Source organism: Sporosarcina saromensis (genome assembly GCF_033253735.1).
GTDB classification, from domain to species: Bacteria; Bacillota; Bacilli; order Bacillales_A; family Planococcaceae; genus Sporosarcina; species Sporosarcina saromensis.
In genome coordinates, this window is sequence record NZ_JAUBDI010000004.1 from 60431 (window position 1) to 79610 (window position 19180).

General features: G+C 40.7%; 18 protein-coding genes. 13 read left to right on the plus strand and 5 right to left on the minus strand.

Annotated features, from left to right (window positions below):
* Positions 1-86: 86 nt before the first annotated feature.
* The 4 genes from QT711_RS06350 to QT711_RS06365 all read left to right on the plus strand — a co-directional run bounded on the left by QT711_RS06350 (position 87) and on the right by QT711_RS06365 (position 4718).
* Positions 87-1259 carry an MFS transporter gene (locus QT711_RS06350; protein WP_317943010.1) on the plus strand — a complete coding sequence of 391 codons (1173 nt, stop codon included), beginning with the start codon at positions 87-89 and terminating at the stop codon, positions 1257-1259.
* Positions 1260-1465: 206 nt separating this feature from the next.
* Complete coding sequence (locus QT711_RS06355; RefSeq protein ID WP_317942724.1) at positions 1466-1891, plus strand: MarR family winged helix-turn-helix transcriptional regulator; 426 nt, start codon at positions 1466-1468, stop codon at positions 1889-1891.
* Positions 1881-3050 carry an MFS transporter gene (locus QT711_RS06360; protein ID WP_317942725.1) on the plus strand — a complete coding sequence of 390 codons (1170 nt, stop codon included), beginning with the start codon at positions 1881-1883 and terminating at the stop codon, positions 3048-3050. The genes QT711_RS06355 and QT711_RS06360 overlap by 11 nt, the downstream gene beginning before the upstream one ends.
* Positions 3051-3149: 99 nt before the next feature.
* Positions 3150-4718 carry a BCCT family transporter gene (locus QT711_RS06365; RefSeq protein WP_317942727.1) on the plus strand — a complete coding sequence of 523 codons (1569 nt, stop codon included), beginning with the start codon at positions 3150-3152 and terminating at the stop codon, positions 4716-4718.
* 117 nt (positions 4719-4835) lie between these two features.
* On the opposite strand, the gene QT711_RS06370 is transcribed toward QT711_RS06365, so the two are convergent.
* On the minus strand, positions 4836-5576 hold the full coding sequence (locus QT711_RS06370) for a metallophosphoesterase family protein (RefSeq protein WP_317942728.1): 741 nt from the start codon (positions 5574-5576) through the stop codon (positions 4836-4838).
* Between the two features lie 92 nt (positions 5577-5668).
* Here QT711_RS06370 and QT711_RS06375 point away from each other — a divergent pair, with 92 nt between their 5' ends.
* Both QT711_RS06375 and QT711_RS06380 read left to right on the plus strand, forming a co-directional pair.
* Positions 5669-6343: an SOS response-associated peptidase gene (locus tag QT711_RS06375; protein WP_317942730.1), complete on the plus strand. Its 675-nt coding sequence runs from the start codon at positions 5669-5671 to the stop codon at positions 6341-6343.
* Positions 6344-6443: 100 nt separating this feature from the next.
* Positions 6444-7028 (plus strand): hypothetical protein, encoded by a 585-nt coding sequence (locus QT711_RS06380; protein ID WP_317942732.1) that lies wholly within the window; start codon positions 6444-6446, stop codon positions 7026-7028.
* 14 nt (positions 7029-7042) lie between these two features.
* On the opposite strand, the gene QT711_RS06385 is transcribed toward QT711_RS06380, so the two are convergent.
* Entirely contained in the window at positions 7043-7660 is a 618-nt protein-coding gene (locus tag QT711_RS06385) for a DUF3298 and DUF4163 domain-containing protein (RefSeq protein ID WP_317942734.1), read from the minus strand.
* A 197-nt stretch (positions 7661-7857) separates the two neighbouring features.
* Between QT711_RS06385 and QT711_RS06390 the strand changes: the two genes are divergently transcribed.
* The 4 genes from QT711_RS06390 (at position 7858) to brnQ (ending at position 14897) form a co-directional block, all read left to right on the plus strand.
* Positions 7858-8235: a nucleotide excision repair endonuclease gene (locus QT711_RS06390; RefSeq protein WP_317942735.1), complete on the plus strand. Its 378-nt coding sequence runs from the start codon at positions 7858-7860 to the stop codon at positions 8233-8235.
* A 713-nt stretch (positions 8236-8948) separates the two neighbouring features.
* The gene (locus QT711_RS06395) at positions 8949-10097 is read left to right on the plus strand and encodes an exonuclease SbcCD subunit D (RefSeq protein ID WP_317942737.1); all 1149 of its coding nucleotides are present in this window, start codon (positions 8949-8951) and stop codon (positions 10095-10097) included.
* Positions 10094-13171: an SMC family ATPase gene (locus tag QT711_RS06400; RefSeq protein ID WP_317942739.1), complete on the plus strand. Its 3078-nt coding sequence runs from the start codon at positions 10094-10096 to the stop codon at positions 13169-13171. Before QT711_RS06395 ends, QT711_RS06400 begins: the two co-directional genes overlap by 4 nt.
* A gap of 373 nt (positions 13172-13544) precedes the next feature.
* On the plus strand, positions 13545-14897 hold the full coding sequence (brnQ, locus tag QT711_RS06405) for a branched-chain amino acid transport system II carrier protein (RefSeq protein WP_317942740.1): 1353 nt from the start codon (positions 13545-13547) through the stop codon (positions 14895-14897).
* Positions 14898-15014: 117 nt separating this feature from the next.
* Here the strand turns inward: brnQ and QT711_RS06410 are convergent, their stop codons facing one another.
* Together QT711_RS06410 and QT711_RS06415 are read right to left on the minus strand one after the other, a co-directional pair.
* Complete coding sequence (locus QT711_RS06410) at positions 15015-15677, minus strand: GntR family transcriptional regulator (RefSeq protein ID WP_317942742.1); 663 nt, start codon at positions 15675-15677, stop codon at positions 15015-15017.
* Between the two features lie 87 nt (positions 15678-15764).
* The gene (locus tag QT711_RS06415) at positions 15765-16280 is read right to left on the minus strand and encodes a GNAT family N-acetyltransferase (protein ID WP_317942744.1); all 516 of its coding nucleotides are present in this window, start codon (positions 16278-16280) and stop codon (positions 15765-15767) included.
* A 124-nt stretch (positions 16281-16404) separates the two neighbouring features.
* On the opposite strand from QT711_RS06415, the gene QT711_RS06420 reads away from it, so the two are divergent.
* From QT711_RS06420 to QT711_RS06430, 3 genes are all read left to right on the plus strand, one after another.
* Positions 16405-16965, plus strand: coding sequence for a 3D domain-containing protein (locus QT711_RS06420; RefSeq protein ID WP_317942746.1), 561 nt, complete (start codon positions 16405-16407; stop codon positions 16963-16965).
* 111 nt (positions 16966-17076) lie between these two features.
* Positions 17077-17625 carry a DUF4825 domain-containing protein gene (locus QT711_RS06425; protein ID WP_317942748.1) on the plus strand — a complete coding sequence of 183 codons (549 nt, stop codon included), beginning with the start codon at positions 17077-17079 and terminating at the stop codon, positions 17623-17625.
* A 2-nt stretch (positions 17626-17627) separates the two neighbouring features.
* Positions 17628-18350, plus strand: a complete 723-nt coding sequence (locus QT711_RS06430) for an SDR family NAD(P)-dependent oxidoreductase (RefSeq protein WP_317942750.1) — start codon at positions 17628-17630, stop codon at positions 18348-18350.
* Positions 18351-18416: 66 nt separating this feature from the next.
* On the opposite strand, the gene QT711_RS06435 is transcribed toward QT711_RS06430, so the two are convergent.
* Positions 18417-19007 (minus strand): class I SAM-dependent methyltransferase, encoded by a 591-nt coding sequence (locus QT711_RS06435; protein ID WP_398295742.1) that lies wholly within the window; start codon positions 19005-19007, stop codon positions 18417-18419.
* Positions 19008-19180: the final 173 nt, after the last annotated feature.

Here is a 19180-nt window from a genome sequence, read left to right on the forward strand (position 1 = left end):
ATTGTGAAATTTTATTGAAAAGCGTGGGGATTCAATTGGCGTTAACCAAAGAAAAACAAGGCTTTACCAATCCAGTCTATCCAATCATGTTTGCTATCGGTGGTTGTCATTTGCTAAATGATACACTTCAAGCCGTTATTCCTGCGATGTTTCCTGTTTTGGAGGCGGAAAGAGGGCTAACGTTTACGCAGCTTGGGTTCATCTTTTTTGCCTTAAATATGGTTGCTTCCGTTCTCCAGCCAGTCGTCGGTTACTTCAGTGATAAGCGTCCGATGCCCTATGCGTTGCCGATCGGAATGACTTTTTCACTTGTCGGTATGGCAGGTTTGGCGATTGCGCCAAGTTATTGGCTTATCTTACTTTCCGTCATCATTTTAGGGTTCGGGTCAGCCGTCTTCCATCCTGAGGGATCCCGGGTTTCATTTTTGGCTGCTGGCAATAAAAGAGGACTATCTCAGTCGATCTACCAAGTAGGAGGAAATACCGGACAAGCATTAGCTCCGTTAATAAGCGCATTTGTGCTTGTTCCTCTAGGGCAGAAAGGGGCTGCTGTCTTCATTATCGTTGCTGCAGTCGGAATTGTACTGTTATCTCGAATATCTGCCTGGTATAAACAACAGCTTGAACTGGAAAAGCAAAACAATCGAAAAAAAGTATTACTCTCTAGCATTGGAGAATTGACAAAAAGACAGATTACAATCGCATTGACACTGATCTTGACCATCATCTTTGCGCGTTCATTTTACGTTACAAACGTAACGAGCTTTTACATATTTTATTTGTTGGATGAATACGGATTGAAAATTGCACAAGGTCAATTATTAATCTTTTTATTTATGGCACTAGGAGCTGCAGGGACTTTTTTTGGTGGGCCAATGGCGGATCGGATTGGAAGGAAGAATGTAATCGTTCTATCGCTACTCGTTCCATTACCCCTATGCCTTCTCTTGCCGTATGTATCCCTATGGGCAGTCGGTCCGCTGTTAGCTGCAATTGGATTTTTTATTATGCTCAGTTTCTCCGTGACGGTTATCTACGCACAAGAACTTGTTCCAAGTAAAATTGGAACGATGGCCGGACTCACTGTCGGATTAGCTTTCGGTATGGGTGCGATAGGTGCTGTTGTTATAGGTAGACTGATGGACGTCATCGGGATCTTCCCGACAATGGTGATTGCTTCATTCCTTCCTTTCATTGGTCTCGTCGGACTCATGTTGCCGAAAGACCAAAAAATAACTGTCACCAAGCCATCATCATAAAATCGTTAGTTGGTAGAATGAAATGAATGAATCTAGCTCCGTTTTTATCTCAATCATAAGTTATTATTTCGACAAATCGTGTGAAATTAAGGCTCGTACAGCCTAGTTCACACGGTTTTTTTAGATAGATTGGCTTATGCACCTTTACAACAAAATCCAAACGGTGTACACTCTTTTAGTTACTTAAGTAAATAAAGGAGTGGGAAATGTTGAATCCGATCATTCATGAGCTATTTCAAAAGTATCGACTGTTAACGAAAGAAGTAAATAGTGTACTGAAGAAACATGACTTGTTCGCAGCACAGTGGAGTGTCATTTATTGCATTGATTTACATACTGAAATGACGTTGACGCAAATTTGGAAGTATTTAAATGTCGAAGCCCCGACGATTACACGAACTGTGAATCGATTGGAAGAGATGGGATGGTTAGTAACTCGAGAAGGGAAGGACCGCCGTGAGAAAATTGTACGTCTTTCCGAAGAAGCGATCCAAAAGCTTCCTCATATTAAGGAGACAATTATCCAATTCGAAAGTGATTGCTTAAATCGACTGACTCGGGAAGAGGAAAATCAGCTCATCTTGTTGTTGCGTAAAATAGACGGGAAAGAGGTCCTCGTTCGTGACAAGTAAACCACCAATTTGGACAAAAGCATTTCTTAGTCTATTTTTAACAAATCTTTCAGTTTTCATCGTATTTTATGGCCTCGTATCGGCGCTACCGTTATATGCAACAGGTGCCCTTCAACGCACTGATGAAGAAGCCGGGTTGCTCATGACAATTTTCCTGCTGTCCGCAATTATTGTACGTCCATTTACCGGAAAATTACTTGATATGGTTGGAAAAAGGAAATTGTTGTTGTGGGGTTTGTTCTTCTATTTAGTTAGTACGATCCTCTATGTTTTTATAACTCCATTTGAAGGATTACTCTTCTTGCGGTTTTTCCAAGGCATTTGGTTCAGTATTATTACAACGGCAGCTGTATCAATTACGTCATCTATCGTTCCGCCATCTAGACGAGGGGCTGGGCTTGGCTATTTTGTTATGTCTTCGAACTTAGCAGTTGTTGTTGGTCCTTTTATCGCGCTATACATTATACAAGCGTACTCTTTTCATATCCTCTTTGTCACAATGAGTGTGCTTATGGTACTTGGAAGTATTCTATCTTTATTTACACCTCAGACAGAAAAGGACTCATCGGGTGCGGCATTTAAACGTTTGACATGGAGTGATTTGTTTGAAAGAAAGGCACTGCCGATTGCAACTGTGGGCAGTATCGTTTCATTCGCCTATGCAAGTGTGTTGTCCTATTTATCGATCTATGCACAAGGCAAAGACTTGTTGCACCTTGCAAGCACATTTTTTGCTGTGTATGCTGCTGTTATGCTAGGTACAAGACCGTTTACCGGTAAATTATTTGATGAAAAAGGACCTAATTCGATTTTAATACCCGGGTTTCTATCGTTCGGTATTGGACTATTCATCCTTGCATTTGTCAACTCGCCAGGGGTATTTTTACTGGCTGGAGCATTTGTCGGTTTTGGATATGGAGCATTGGTGCCAAGTTTACAAACACTTGCGATTCAATCGACATCGGAACGAAGAAGCGGGTATGCAACGGCTACGTTTTTTACTTTCTTTGATACTGGTTTGGCGATTGGTTCCTATGTGTTAGGCGTTTTGGCGATCCACTTTGGCTACCAGAAGATGTATTTACTATCCTCACTGCTTATTTTTGTTGTGCTTATTTTTTATCGAGCAGTCAATAAAAAGAGCGATTCTTTATTGTAGAAATTATAAACTCCTTAGTAGTTTCTATTGTTTATATGTTATTCAATAAAAAAATAGGGTATAAGGGTGGTAACTTACTAATTAGGAGTCGATTACGTTTTGGATAGGACATTTTTAAGGAATCCGGTATTTTTAATTTCATCAATTGTCATCTTGCTATTAGTTGTGCTAGGAGCATCCATACCCGGGCCGTTTGGCAACGTTGCAGATCGTTTATACACATTTACAACGACCAACTTTGGTTGGTTCTATTTGCTCACGGTATTTGTCATTATTGCATTCCTTGTTGCACTTGCGATCAGTAAATATGGAGCGATCCGTTTAGGTGGAGATTCGGAGCGACCGGAATATCCCTTCTTCACGTGGATCGGTATGTTGTTTTCTGCAGGGTTTGGCGTAGGTCTTGTCTTCTGGGGTGTAGCCGAACCGATGAGTCATTATTTCGCTTCACCCATTAACGGAGTGGAAGCACAGTCAGAAGATGCGGCCCGTGTAGCGATGGGGTATTCATTCTTCCATTGGGGGGTATCCCAATGGGCCATCTTTGGCATTGTTGGTCTTGTGATCGCTTTTCTTCAGTTCAGAAAGAAGAGGGATGGCCTTGTGTCAACAGCTTTGGAGCCACTCGTTGGATCAAACCGAATTGTGAAAAATGGGATTGATTCTTTTGCTGTCATTGCGACTGTAATGGGAATTGCAACGTCACTCGGAATGGGTGTGTTGCAGATGAGTGGAGGACTTGAACAAGTGTTTAATATGAAAAGCACGTTCTTCGTCCAAATGATGATCATCGTAGTCCTTTTCTTTTCCTATATGCTATCTGCATCAACCGGCTTGAAGAAGGGAATTGCGTATTTAGGGAATTTCAATTTAGGCATGGCGATTGTGTTGCTTGTATTCTTTTTTATCGTGGGCCCTAAAGTATTTATTTTAGAAAGTTTTACACTTGCAATTGGCGATTACATTAATAATTTCATTAAATACAGCTTGCGTTTGCAACCGTACAAAGGTGGAAACTGGGTGCAAGATTGGACAATTTTCTATTGGGCTTGGACGATTGCCTGGTCTCCTTTTGTCGGAGCGTTCGTTGCTCGGGTGTCCAAAGGCCGTACAATGCGGGAGTTCATTGCGGGAGTTATGGTCATTCCACCCGTATTTTCGTGTATGTGGATTGCTACACTCGGTGGAACAGCATTGTATAGCGATATGAACAACGGAACAAAGATTGCAGAAGCGGTGGATGCGGATGTAACGTCAGCAATTTTTGAGACGTTCAAGCATTTGCCGTTAACAGGACTGATGTCTGTTTTAGCGATTATTTTAATCTTTACATTCTTAATCACATCTGCAGACTCTGCAACGTATATTTTAGCAAGTATGACAACGCGGGGAAGTTTATTCCCACCACTAATTGTTAAAATGACTTGGGGATTCCTCATGTCAGCGATAGCGGCGGTCCTTTTGTACGCCGGTGGATTGGAAGCTTTACAATCAGCCTCGCTCGTATCGGCATTGCCATTTACACTATTCATTATTCTAATCATGTTTTCTCTCGGGAAATTATTAAGCAAGGAACCGATTACCGTACGGCCAAGAGATATTCGAAGGTTTGAGAATATCGAGAAAGCAGTCAAAAAGAAAGCGAGTAGAAAGAAGAAAGACTTGTAATCTGTCTTGTTGCCTAAATTGGATCAGTGCCAATAGAGAATGTGAAATACCGCATGGAGCCGGAGTCTTTAAGACTTTCAGCGACATGCGGTTTTTATTGTTTTTTGAACCTACCAGTTATCGAGTTGTAATTAATTCCTCAGCGTTATTCTTTGCTTTAATAGAGAATGTACGGTTTTCAGGGTATTGAAGACAATTCAGCTGGCCACCATACACTGCAGCCCCGTCAATGCCAATAATCCGATTTTCACCATAATAGACACCATTATTGCATTTATCATTATGTAAATTCTTTGTAGGCGTGTGGCCGAAAATGACTGTCTTTTCTCCACAATATCCATTGTGAAAAACATCGCGAATCCAGACGAGTTCATGTGGGTCAGTTTCGTCTATCGGCTTAGATGGATGAACGCCTGCGTGGACAAAAATGGTATCATCCCACTCGAAATAATAATCCAATGACTGAATGAATTGAAGGTGTTCATTCAATGTAGACGATTGAAGTGTCGGTTTGACAAAGTCATCATCTTTCACGATGAATACATCTTCAGAAAATCCATAACTCTCTAGTGTTTGTTTACCGCCATTCCGATCTGTCCAATGTTTCCAAGCTTTCTCTTCGTCTGTCGTTAACGCTTTAATCATCATTTCTTCATGATTGCCGCGTAAAACAATCGCACCTTCCTTTTTTAGAGCAATTACTTTCTCAAGGACTCCTTTAGAATCAGGTCCTCTGTCAATATAGTCGCCCAATAAGATGAGTTGGTCTACTTTTGGATCATAACCTACTTCTATTAACAATTCTTCTAATAAATCTAACTCTCCATGAATGTCACTAATGACCAATGTTCTTTTCAACAATTTCATCCTCTCTGTTCATCTACCATGATTCTTTCGTACATTCATGATACCATTAACTAAATTGTCTTACAAAACAAAGGAGGATGTCTATGTGCGGTCGCTTTACATTGTTTGCTCCTTATCACGACATTATTGAGCGTTTTTCAATTGAATCGGCTTTCGAGGAAAGTGAGTACATGCCTAGTTATAATATTGCCCCTTCTCAACAAGTCGCTGCGATTATTAACGACGGCTCTAAAAATCGGCTAGGATATTTACGGTGGGGGTTAATTCCTCCATGGGCGAAAGATGAAAAGATCGGGTATAAGATGATCAACGCGCGGGCAGAAACGATTGCTGAGAAACCGAGTTTTAAACAAGCATTTACAAAGCGTCGTTGTATCATCCCCGCCGATTCATTTTACGAATGGCAACGAAAAGATGGAGAAAAAATTCCGATGCGCATCAAACTGAAGTCCAATAGCATGTTTGGCATCGCAGGTCTTTGGGAGTCTTGGCAATCTCCGGACGGGAAAACGATTTACACGTGTACCGCGATTACTACTGAACCAAATAACCTTGTGAAACCGATTCATAATCGGATGCCTGTTATTCTAAAGAAGGAAGAAGAAGCGAAATGGTTGGATCCATCTATTACGGATATTCATTTCCTGGGGAATATGTTGCAATCGTTTGATGAAGACCAAATGGAGGCATATGAAATATCACCTGCTGTCAATTCACCCAAATACAATGACCCATCCCTAATCAAACCTGTTTGTTAACTGCTGTAGAAACTCCATTTTCAAGGTGTGAATTTCGGTTTTTATTTTGAAACGAAATGACAGTCTACTTCGTCTACTCTGTAAATGGGGAGGTTTTAAAATGGGTGGTTGGAAGCGATTATTTATTGCGTTGTGTTTGGTAGTTGTCTTCATTGTAGGTGGAAATTCATTAGAAGTGTCCGCTTGTTCATGTGTTATGCCGCCACCTCCTGAAGAAGCTTTACATGACGCAGAAGCTGTATTTAGTGGCGAAGTGATTAAAATTGTTGATAACAAAAATCTGCTGAATGGGTATGGGTTTACCGTGTACTTTGCAGTGGATGAAAGCTGGAAAGGCGTAGAGCAGTCAGAAGTTAGTGTAACGACAGGCTATCATGATGGGGATTGCGGTTTTCCTTTTGAAGTTGGTCAATCGTATCTCGTTTACGCTTCGTTAGGAGATATGAATAATAAGAGTACACTTTCGACGAGTATTTGCCAACGAACGACAAATCTTTCAAATGCGACAGAAGATATGAATGAACTGGGTAAAGGTCAAAAAATTGAAGGAAGCAATGCTAAAAAAGACGAACACAACGATGGACTACTTAATGGGAGTGCAACGAAGATTATTCTCGCCGGTATGCTCATTCTTGCTGCAGCATTGTATGTTGTCTGGAGAATAAAGAAGAACGCGCGCAGTTAAGAACTGCGCGCTTTTTACGTGAAAGACATCATCGTTTCCAGCGGGCTACCTGGTTGAATGTAAGGAGCAAGATCTAAGATAGGGATTGGGAAGAAAGGAAAACCGGATGCATAAGGAGAAATCTCGTATAATTGGAAGTAGATCACTAGCGTTACATCTGCAATATAGAAATCTTGGTTACTGCGTATTTCAGTGGCAGGAGGATCTAATAATTGAATGTCCCAATCTTTAATACGTTGTTGAATAATCGTATTGATTGCCTTCTCATAGCCGCTATTTGGTTTAAACAGTTCGCTCAACTCATAGTTCTTGCCGGTTTTCGTATCAAATGTCAGCGAACGGATTACTGTCAACCCATGCGCTCCGCCGGTGTCCGAGTAAACAATTAAATTTAAGCTTAGAACCCCTCGCTCATTCGTCTTAATTTCATAGTAAGCAATCAATTCCACTAAGTAATCTTCATAAAAATATTGATCCACAAGCATCTTATTTAGTGTATGAATGATCGTATGGTTGATTTTTTGTTGAACTGTATGATTGTTCATTTGGGTAACGACAGGATAGTTGACACGTATATTTGATGAGGTATGAGGCAGTTTTTTTGTCTGAATGCAAACTGGAAACTCGCGCATTATACACACTCCTTCCAAAGTCAGTTTTACACTTTATGAGAGGGCGTTTAGAAGTAGTACTGGCGACATGAATGGTGGATAAGAAAATCATAACGCTGAACGGACATAAAGGGCTTATACATATGTCTTGGATTTCGCAAATTTGAGCAATCTATGGTAGGATGTAAGTTCACAAAAGAAGAGGACGTGAAGATATAATGATCTCAATTACAATTCCGCAACCGGATGTTACAATTGAACAACGACAACAAAAAAGTAATGTAGAAGTTCCTATTAAACCAATTAACGGTTTTGTAGATCTTCATGAAATTCCACGTGATAAAGGCGGTCTTATTTTATTTTATAATAAACGGGATGAACTTTTACTTGCTGGGAAGGCTCGTAAATTACGCCAGCGTGTTAAGAAACACCTAGAAGATAACGTTTCACCATTAAAAAACCATCGTGATGAAGTTGTGAAAATCTCAGTGATCATTGTAGAAGATGCAATGGAAAGAGAAATTTACGAAACGTATATTATCAATACGATGCGTGCGAAGTACAATACGGAAAAAGTATTTTTTGAAAACAATTGAACTTAAACGTTAAACCGCCTTTCGCCAGCTTTCATATTGGCAAAAGGCGGTTTTTGTTGTTGCGTGAGTTGTTCGTGATTCTTAACACGTGTTGTACAAATAGAATATGAAGGCAAGTAGTTGTTTTTACGTAATTTGCAGTTTAGTATACAAAAGTTTCCTTCGTGCAACTTATTGTGTTATACTCGATATAGAAATGAAAAGTAAAACTCCATGAACCTTATGCCTCTCCTCAATAGAGGATTGAGTATATCCTACAGCGAAAAGGACATCTGATACAGGTGTCCTTTTTGTGTTCGCTTTGTGTGTGGTGTATCACAACGTAAAGCGCTCGCATCACAACGCAAAGCCGTCGCATCACAACGTAGCTCGTTCGCATCGCAACACTCGCGCCGTATCACAACATAAAGCGCTCGCATCACAACGTAAAGCCGTCGCATCGCAACGTAGCTCGTTCGCATCACAACACTCTCGCCGTATCACAACATAAAGCGCTCGCATCACAACGTAAAGCCGTCGCATCGCAACGTACCACGTTCGCATCACAATACTCGCGCCGTATCACAACATAAAGCGCTCGCATCCCAACACTCGCGCCGTATCACAAGCGCCATCTCCCAAAAACTACATATCCATACGCGCGAATCAAGCGCTATCAATTCTACACAATTGCTGTAAAATAAAAGGTAGAACAGTAACAGGGGGAGAGGCAGTTGAAATTTTTCCATACGGCTGATTGGCATTTAGGAAAGCTCGTACAAGGTATTTATATGACTGAAGAACAGCGACATGTGTTGCAGCAGTTTATTGAAGCAGTAAAAGAGGAGAAGCCTGATGTCGTCGTCATTGCAGGTGATTTGTATGATCGGGCGGTGCCGCCAACGGATGCAGTGAACTTACTGGATGATGTATTGAAGGAAATTGTCGTAGATTTAGAGACACCTGTTATAGCGGTTGCTGGAAATCATGATAGTCCTAGTCGGTTGGATTTTGGTAGTGAATTGATGCGAAAAAATGGTTATTACATTGAAGGGCGCATTAAACGTCCAATAAAGCCAATCGTGTTAAAAGATGCGCATGGCGAAGTACATTTCCATCTCGTTCCTTATGCTGACCCTTCAATCTGCAGGCAAATCTATGAAGATGACACGATTGTAGATTTTACGACTGCTATGCAACGAGTGATTGGTGAAATGACGTTCGATCAAGATGCCCGCCATGTATTTGTTGGACATGCGTTTGTAACGCCACATGGTGAAGAGGAAGAGAACACGAGTGATTCAGAACGTCCGTTGGCAATCGGGGGTGCGGAGTATGTATCTGCACATCTTTTTAAGCCGTTCCATTACACAGCTTTAGGGCATTTACACCAAGCGCATTATGTGTTGAATGAACAAATACGCTATGCTGGTTCACCCATGAAATATTCGATATCGGAAGAACATCATAAAAAAGGATTTTACATCGTTGAAATGGATGCGGATGGTAAAGTTTCAGTGGAGAAACGAGAGCTTTATCCATTGCACGACATGCGTACAGTGGAAGGACATATGGAAGAAATCTTAACGCTTCCTCCTAGTGATGACTTTGTTTTTGTAAAATTGCGAGATGAATCACCTGTTTTATTTCCAATGGAAAAAGTGAAGTCGATATTTCCTAATGCGATGCATATCGAACGGAAACTGATGCGCACAACGGCTGCGACTTTGCAACAACACGAACGTGGGATACAAGAAAAGCCGAATGACCAGACGTTATTCCGTTATTTTTATACACAAATGAACGATGTAGAACCTGATGAAGAAACTGAACGGATTTTCGCCGAAGTACTCCAAGAAGTGAAAGGTGGGAATGACGTATGAAGCCAATTCGATTGACAATGACCGCTTTTGGACCATACAAGGGGACAGAAACAATCGATTTTAGACAACTAGAAAACCATCGATTGTTTGTCGTGTCTGGGGCGACAGGTGCAGGTAAGACAACGATTTTTGACGGGATTTGTTTTGCACTTTATGGACAAGCAAGTGGGGAAGACCGGACAGATATCCGGTCGTTGCGTAGTGACTTTGCGGATGATGCCATTCAAACGGCAGTCGAATTAGTATTTACGATTCATCGACGTACCTATCGAATCATGCGTCAAATCCCATACATCAAAAAAGGAAACAAATCCGAGACATCCGCCAAATGTGAATTGTTTGAACTGACAGCAGAAGGTGAAACACCGATTGTGGATCGCCAAATCGTTTCAGAAATTAATCGGAAAGTTGAAGAACTACTTGGATTAACACAAATCCAATTTAGTCAAATTGTCATGCTGCCTCAAGGGGAATTTCGTAAGTTTCTAACGTCAGATACAGAAAACAAAGAAACGATTTTACGGAAAATCTTTAAGACTGACGATTATCGAGGCATAGTGGAAGTGTTGAAAAAAAGGAAAGATACGGCTACGTTGCAGTTGACAAATGAAAAAGCGAAAGCTGATCACTTTATTCAACAAATCACTGCAATCGTACCAACGAGAGAATCATTGCTATTTGAAGTGCTACGGAATGAATATATGCTAACGTCTCAAGTGCTTGCAGGGCTGGACGAAGAGATCTTGTATTATACAGAAAAAGCTGTGGAAGATGAAAAGCTATACACAGAGGCACACAATAAGCATGGAGCTTTGCTCGAAACGTATCATTCAGCAAAAAACACGAATGAACAGTTTGCTTTGCTCGAACAACGAAAGACGACGCTTGAAACATTAGAACAACAACAACCACACATTCAACTGAAAGAGAAACAACTTGCCGATGCAGACCGTGCGGCAATCATTCACGAAATCGAATCCTATTATATACAACAAGAGCAAGAAGTTTTGGCTAAGAGGCAAGAATTTGAAAAAACTACTGAACAAGTAGATGTTGCAATGGCACAATTAGCGGAAATCGAAAGAGTGTACAGTGAGGTTGAGCGTCAAGAACCTGAACGGAATGAGGCTTCAGAAAAGCTTATTCGACTGCGTCATCACTTGCCAGCCGTCACGCAATTAGCGGCAAAACAAGCACATGTCCACCAATTGCTTGGACATTTACGTGAGCTTCATTCAGATCATCATTATATTGCGGAAAAGGCCTCTACTTATCAAGAACAGCAAACACTTTTGAAAAAGCAAATTGCCGATGTTGAAGAAGCGATTGTGCCTTTCGATATGCTTGTCGAGCAACTGAACAAGTATGTAACAGACGTCAAAATTGTTGAAAAGCATGAACAATTACAAGCAGAATTAGCAAGTTGTACACAGACTGCAATGAATGCTTCAAGTGCTTTTCGTAAAGCGAAAGAAGAGTTTGAAGGGTTACAAAACAATTGGTTGAGCAATCAAGCTGCGCATCTAGCTCATGCTTTGCAAGAGGGGCAACCTTGTCCTGTATGTGGCAGTGTGGACCATCCTGAAAAACATGCACAGAGAGAAGGAGAAGCAGTTTCGCGAGAACAGCTCGAGAACAAGCGGGCACACTTAACAGAAGTAGAACGATCATTACGTGTGGCAGAGGCTAGACTGGAAACAATAAAAGAACAATCCACCGCACTGGAACAGGAAATGGCGGAAGAAAAAATTACTGACTCTGCAGAAGTAGTGAAAAGGAAGCAAGAGGAAATAGCTACAAAAGTACAAGTGTTAAAAGAGAAAAAAAGTGCCTGTACGCTCATGAAAGTACAGTTGTCTTCCTTTGAGAAGGAAGTGGCAGATTGGACAACAAAATTACATGCTATCGAAAAGCAATTAGCTGAACGGAAGTTGGAGTATGAACGAGAATCCGCTTTGTTGCAACGTGAAATAACGTCTATACCCGAAGAGGTCAGAAGCTTGCCTGCATTGGAAGCGGAAATTCAAAAAGTAGCCATGCATAAAGATAAATTGGAAGCTTCGTGGATAGCTATTCAGAAGAAAAAGGAAGAAGCGAAGGAAAAACTTGCGACGTCAAAAAATACTCAACAGTACGTTGAAAGAGCGGTCCATGAGTATGTACAAAAGAAGCAGCAAGCTGAAGCACGTTATAAAGACGCTTTACACCAATCGGATTTTAATTCTGAAGAGGCATACCGAAACGCAAAGTTGACGGAAGCGGAAAAGCGCATGTACAAAGAGGAAGTAAAACGGTTTAATGAGGACCTTCATGCAACAAAAACTGCAATTGTGGAGCTGGAAACGAGTCTCAAAGGCAAAGAGAAAATGGACACGTCCATACTGGCCGAACAAGTAGACCGCTTAAAAGATGCTTACGAACAAGCATTGACAGAGTGGAAGGGTTCAATAGAATATGGAAAAGCGCTCAATCAATTAAGAAGCAACTTGCATAACGCGTCTGAAGGGATTGAAGAATTAGAGCGTAAAGTGAGTAAACTGACGAGTCTCCATGATGTTATCAGGGGGCATAATCACTTGAAACTATCCTTTGAACGGTTTATTCAAATCGATTATTTGGAGCGAATCATCCAGTCCGCAAATAGTAGACTGCATAACCTGTCAAATGGCCAATTTGAGTTGATGCGTAGCGAAAGACAAGAAATACGAGGGAAACAAAGTGGCCTAGGGTTGGATGTATATGACGCATATACAGGGCAAAATCGAGACGTAAAGACAATGTCAGGGGGAGAAAAATTCAATGCCTCGCTTAGTCTTGCGTTAGGAATGGCGGATGTTATACAAAGTTTCCAAGGTGGAGTATCAATCGAAACAATGTTCATCGACGAGGGATTTGGAACGTTAGACGAAGAATCGCTTCACAAGGCAGTGGATACGTTGATCGATTTACAAAAATCAGGTCGGATGATCGGTGTCATCTCCCATGTTGAGGAATTGAAGAAGGCGTTGCCGGCAATACTAGAGGTTCGTAAATCGAACGAAGGACATAGTGAAACAAAATTTATATTAAAATGATGCGCTGATAGTCAGTTGATACGTTTTTTTAGTTATAAATCAGTCGCGTAAGACGAATCGTAGTTTACTCCGTCTTACGCGTCTGTTTCTTTTTTATACGGTGTGTGTCTTAATGGTTTATTTTGGTTAAAATTAAATAGATGAATAAATAAACGGTATATTGTATAGGAATGAACGGATAAGGCATCCAAAAGTCCATTTGTTAGTCATCTTTCGTTTGGATTTTTTATAAACTTGTATTTTATGAATTGATAATATATTTAAATAATAATTTGCTGTTGCAATTAGTGGTTTGTCCACGTATGATAAATGCCAGCGATATATTGCATATGCATCAAGATAAACTTACAAGAAGAAAGGATTCTATCATTCTATGCAAAATAAACTGTCTTTTTCATCTTTTCTTTTAATTGGCGTCATGTTATTTGCTCTGTTCTTTGGAGCAGGTAACTTAATCTTTCCGGCACAATTAGGACAATACGCAGGAACGAACCTTTGGCCGGCGGTTATTGGGTTTCTTATTACCGGTGTGGGTTTACCGTTCTTAGGTATTCTAGCTATGGGCTTTTCAGGTAGCCGCAACTTGCAGGATTTGGCGAGCAGGGTGCATCCTGTATACGCTGTGTTATTCACATCGTTGCTCTACTTGACGATTGGACCGTTTTTTGCGGCACCTCGTACAGGAGCGGTCGCGTTTGATATTGGAATTGCAACATTTATTCCTGAAAGTGCACAAGGAACGGCTCTTTTCATTTTTACACTTGTATTTTTTGGTGTAACCTTGTGGCTTTCATTAAATCCGGCTAAAATTGTTGATCGGGTCGGGAAAGTGATGTCTCCTGCAATCATAGTATTACTGCTTGTTTTATTAGTGATGGCATTTGTGAATCCGATTGGTTCATTCCAATCTCCAGAAGATGCGTATGCTTCCGGAGCATTCATGAAAGGTTTTACAGAAGGCTATAATACAATGGATGCCCTGGCTTCACTTGTATTTGGAATCATCGTCATAAATGCAATCCGAGCGCTGGGCGTGACGGACAAAGTACAGATTTTATCAGCAACAGCTAAAACGGGTGTTATTGCTGCTGGGTTCCTTGGCTTGTTGTATGTTGGTATCGCTTATTTAGGCGCGACAACGACTGAGAAGTTTGGATTGTTTGATACGGGTGGTCCTGTATTAAGTGGCGCAGCTGCCCATTACTTCGGTACGTTTGGTTCAATCATGTTGGCAATTATCATTATCTTGGCTTGTTTAACGACAAGTATTGGTTTAATGACAGCTTGTGGAGAGTATTTCACAACGATCATTCCTTCAATCAGTTATAAAATGTTTGTCACGATTTTCACGACATTCTGTTTCATCGTTGCGAATTTCGGATTGTCAAACATTATTACGTATTCGATTCCAGTATTAATGTTCCTTTATCCATTAGCAGTCGTTCTTATGTTATTGACGTTCACGTCACCGTTATTTAAGCATGCTCGACTTGTGTATATCAGTGCAACAGTTGTTGCTCTTGCAATTAGTACAATTGATGGTGTAAAGACATTATACGGAACGCTTGGCTATACAGTGGAGCAATGGCCGAACTGGTTAACGTCAATTGTATCGTTTTATACAAATGTATTACCTTATTATAGCGAAGGGCTAGGTTGGTTATTGCCCGTACTCGCTGTCATGGTTGTAACAGGGGTTATCGCAAGAGTCATGAAGTTAACGTAAGAAATAAAAAAATGCATGAAGGACAATGAGCCTTCATGCATTTTTTATCTTTACAGCTTCGAATTCAGGAAGTGCTCGATTGATTTTGTATTGTGGCATACTCCATAAAATTTTTAATCACTCTGTTTCCAATGAGCGAAATTCATCAATCGCTCTGAGCCAATTCTCGCGCATGACAGATGAAACCAAATCCGCCTTTCCTTCTTTCAAGAGCTCAATGATCTTTGAATGCTCATCAATCGATTTTTCCGTTAAGATGATGGAGTTCAAGAAGAAGAGCCGTCGCACATGTGTCTGCAACGAAGAGATGATTTGGTGTATATATGGATTGCATGCAATATCGACAATTATCTGATGAAACTCCTCGTCAATTTTTAAGGCAGAATAATAGTCTTTTGATCGAACAGCTTGCGCAAATCGTTCGTTTGTTTGGACAAGTTCTCGTAACGATTCTTCCTGTAAATGGGGAATTGCTAATTCTGCTGCTAGAGCCTGTAATACAGCTAATGGAGGCAGAAGATCATTAATGGAGTCTTTATTCACTTCCGTAACTTGTGTTGCTTTCCCAGGATACATTTTAACGAAACCTTGTACTTCCAATAATTGAAGCGATTCGCGAATGGGTGTCCTACTTACACCGAGTGCGTCTGCCAATTCTACATCATTCAGCTTTTCACCAGGTTGTAAGGTCCCATCAATAATCCATTGTTGAAGTTGATTGAATGCGCTTTCTTTTGCTGTTTTACGTGTGGTTTTTTGATGTTCCGAAGGTATCGGCATATACAGTCACCTTCCTGCTGCAATTTGTAGTTTAAGTATACAGGAAATAACTGTTTATGGAAAGTGGAGATATGCAATATATTGCATTTAAATTTTTCGTTTATAAATTAACGATATGTCATGCTCTTCTTCGGAGGCACCATAAGCAAGATCTTCGTGTGAAAATGTAAATCCTCTTGATTCATAAAAAGGGATGCCATACTTGTTCCCTTTGGCCACTGCAACTTTCTGTTCACTTGCACCATACAGATGCTTTTGAAGTTTTGTATAGAAATTCAACAGCCTTGTGCCCACACCTAAGCCTCTCTCCTTAGGATCTACATAGAAGACGTAAATTTCTCCTGTAGTTTCATCAATCATTCCTCCACCAATTGCACCAACGATTTTCCCGCGACTTTCAGCAATGACGTAGCCATGCCAGCTTCTGTCGGTTGTTGTAATTTCCTGTTTTATCCGTTCGACATTGTAATATTTCAATATGAGACGTTCAATATAAGCGCTTGAATAAAGATCCTCATAAGTGAACCATTGACACATTGAAAGCAAGTGGGATAAGTGTTTTGCTTCATGTATTTCTGCCTTTCTTATTGAAAGTTCCGTCAAATTAAAGCGCCTCCTCTTGTAATAATTGGCTAGGATTTGTAATGCGAATGGATATATTTTGTAACGTCGCTGTAATATAAGGCTGATAATCTATGGATAGACTAAAAAGTAAGGAGTAGAAAACTTGAAAAAACATATTGTGACGTTCATTTTTACAGTAGTTTTATTGATCGGTGGAACGACCGAAAGTTTTGCCGCTTCTTCATCGTACACAGTCAAAAAAGGTGACACCCTTTACAGCATCGCCAAAGCTTACAACATTTCGATAACAGACCTAAAAGCGTGGAACGGATTAACATCAAACACGATTTATCCAAAGCAAGCTCTAAAACTCACAAATGGTGGAACACAAGCTGCAAGTAAAACACCATCGAGATCCAATGAAAGTAATGTGGTAAAAGAATTAACGGTATCAGCAAGTGCATATACTGCCAATTGTAACGGTTGTTCTGGAATTACTGCAACTGGCATTAATCTAAAACGCAATCCAGATGCGAAAGTCATCGCGGTCGATCCATCAATAATTCCATTAGGGACAAAAGTTTACGTGGAAGGATATGGGTATGCGGTAGCAGGAGATATCGGCGGCGCGATTAAAGGAAATAAAATTGACGTCTTTTTCCCAACAAAAAGCGAAGCGTTCAAGTGGGGACGTAAAGACGTGAAAATAAAGATTCTAAAATAAGAACTGTTTAGCCAATCCCTTTAATGACAGAGGGGTTGGCTTTTACTATTTTTTCAACTTATCAACTATTCGTGGTAAACTAGTAGGAAACGGGTAAGTGGGGGAATGGCAATGGATAAACGCAGAATGATTATCGGTCTACTTATATTGCTTGTTGTACCAATATACATATGGATTGCTTACTTTGAAATTCCAGACAAGGCTAAAGTCGGTGAGGAGAAGCTTCAGCAAGATCCTTTAACACATGATTACGAAAAAATGCTGTCTTTTCGAACTACCCATATGGGAGATGCATCAAATACGAATGCATTCTTTGAAGCTTTGCCGTTGAACGAACATAAAGGGACGATTGAAATGGATTCGAATCGCTTTTATCTCCTCGTTCATTATCCGATAGCTACTTCTGATCTGGATGGTATTGCTGAACAGGCGGTAATTTATAATACAACTGCTGCATTTGTGTTAATTGGTAACCTTCAAGAAATAGAATTGAAATTCCAAGATCAATCATTTAAGGTGAGTCGGGATCGAGTGGAGAAGTGGTTTGGAGACGATTTTACAACGTTGAGCGAACCGTCGAACTTCAAAGAGAAGGTGCAACAACGATTAGATGATTCGTCGCTGAATGAGTGGCTAGCCGCTTATACGGAAGGAGAATGATAATGGATATTTATATTGTAACGGGTGCTTCAAAAGGGCTTGGGTTTGAATTGTGCCAGCAGTTAACAGAACGAGGACATGAAGTAATTGGCGTTGCTCGTACGAAAACATCGGGGATTGAGAAATTCATTGAGGCTGATTTAACCCAAACCGACAACTTAGAAGACACGATTCATCGAATTATTGAAGAATATGAACAGAAAGCGACCTCATTTACCTTGATTAATAACGCTGGAACTGTAGAGCCGATTGGTCTAATTGGAACGGTAACTGCTAGGCAGATGGAGCAAGCTATCGCGTTGAATTTGACAGCTCCGATGGTATTGTCAAATGCTTTCATTTCAAAGTTGAAGAGCTTCCGTGGTCAAAAGCGTATTGTTTCTATCTCGTCTGGAGCGGGAAGGAATGCGTATGAAGGTTGGGGTGTTTATTGTACGACTAAAGCAGGATTAGACCATTTCACAAGAGTCGCTGCAATCGAACAGCAATCTGCAACCTATCCTGTCGATGTGATGTCCATTGCTCCAGGTATTATCGACACCGGGATGCAAGAAACAATTCGTTCGAGTGATGCCTCGGATTTTCCATTGCTTGACCGCTTTGTTGATTATAAGGAACAAGGTAAGTTGAGTAGTGCAGAAGAGGTCGCGGGTAAATTGATTGCTTTGCTAGATCGCAAGGACTTCCGTTCTTTTTGTCCGATTGCGGATATTCGAGAAATCTAACGTAACCGAATCAGTATGTACTAAAACCGCGTGGAGACAAAATCTACATTGTCCCTACGCGGTTACTTAATTTTCCATTAGAATTACTTCATCAAATTCCCTGACTTTTTCTATGGCAATCAAGAATGGTGGGTTATTTCGTTGATTCAACAATTCGTATCGAATAACATGGACGTCCGCCTGCCGTAACGTTTTTACGTACTGGAGTAACGCATCTCGCTCTTGTGGTCCGCCTTCGTGTCCGTCATAGACAGATACAGTGATGATTCCACCTTTTTTTAACAGTGCAAGGAGTTTATGAATCGCTTCAATAGTGGATTCGGGTTTTGTAATGATGGTTGGATCGTCACTGTAAGGGAGGTACCCTAAGTTGAACATCGCTCCGCCGATAGGCTTTTGCACGTATCGGTCCACATGTGCATGGCTATCTAACACCAAATCCACTCGATTAGCCAAGCCAGCTAATCTTTCTTTCGTTGCGCGTAGAGCGGCTTGTTGGATGTCGAATGCAAATACCTTTCCTTCTTCACCAATTAACTCCGCTAAGAAAACGGTATCGTTTCCATTACCGGCCGTTGCATCGACAACGGTTTCTCCTGCAACTACGGTTTCGGCTAGCAACCTTTTCGCGAATGGTAAAACTCTATGTAATCGGATTTGACGCATGTATATGAACCTCTTTCTGTTTTTTTACTGATCAAATGAGCAACTTCATTGTAACATGCGGCAATGGGATGGCATCATCTGAATTGTGAAACTTATTCTGATTATCTTGTGAATGCGGGAAAAAAGGCATACACTCAAAATATTGACTGTAAATGGATTTTCCT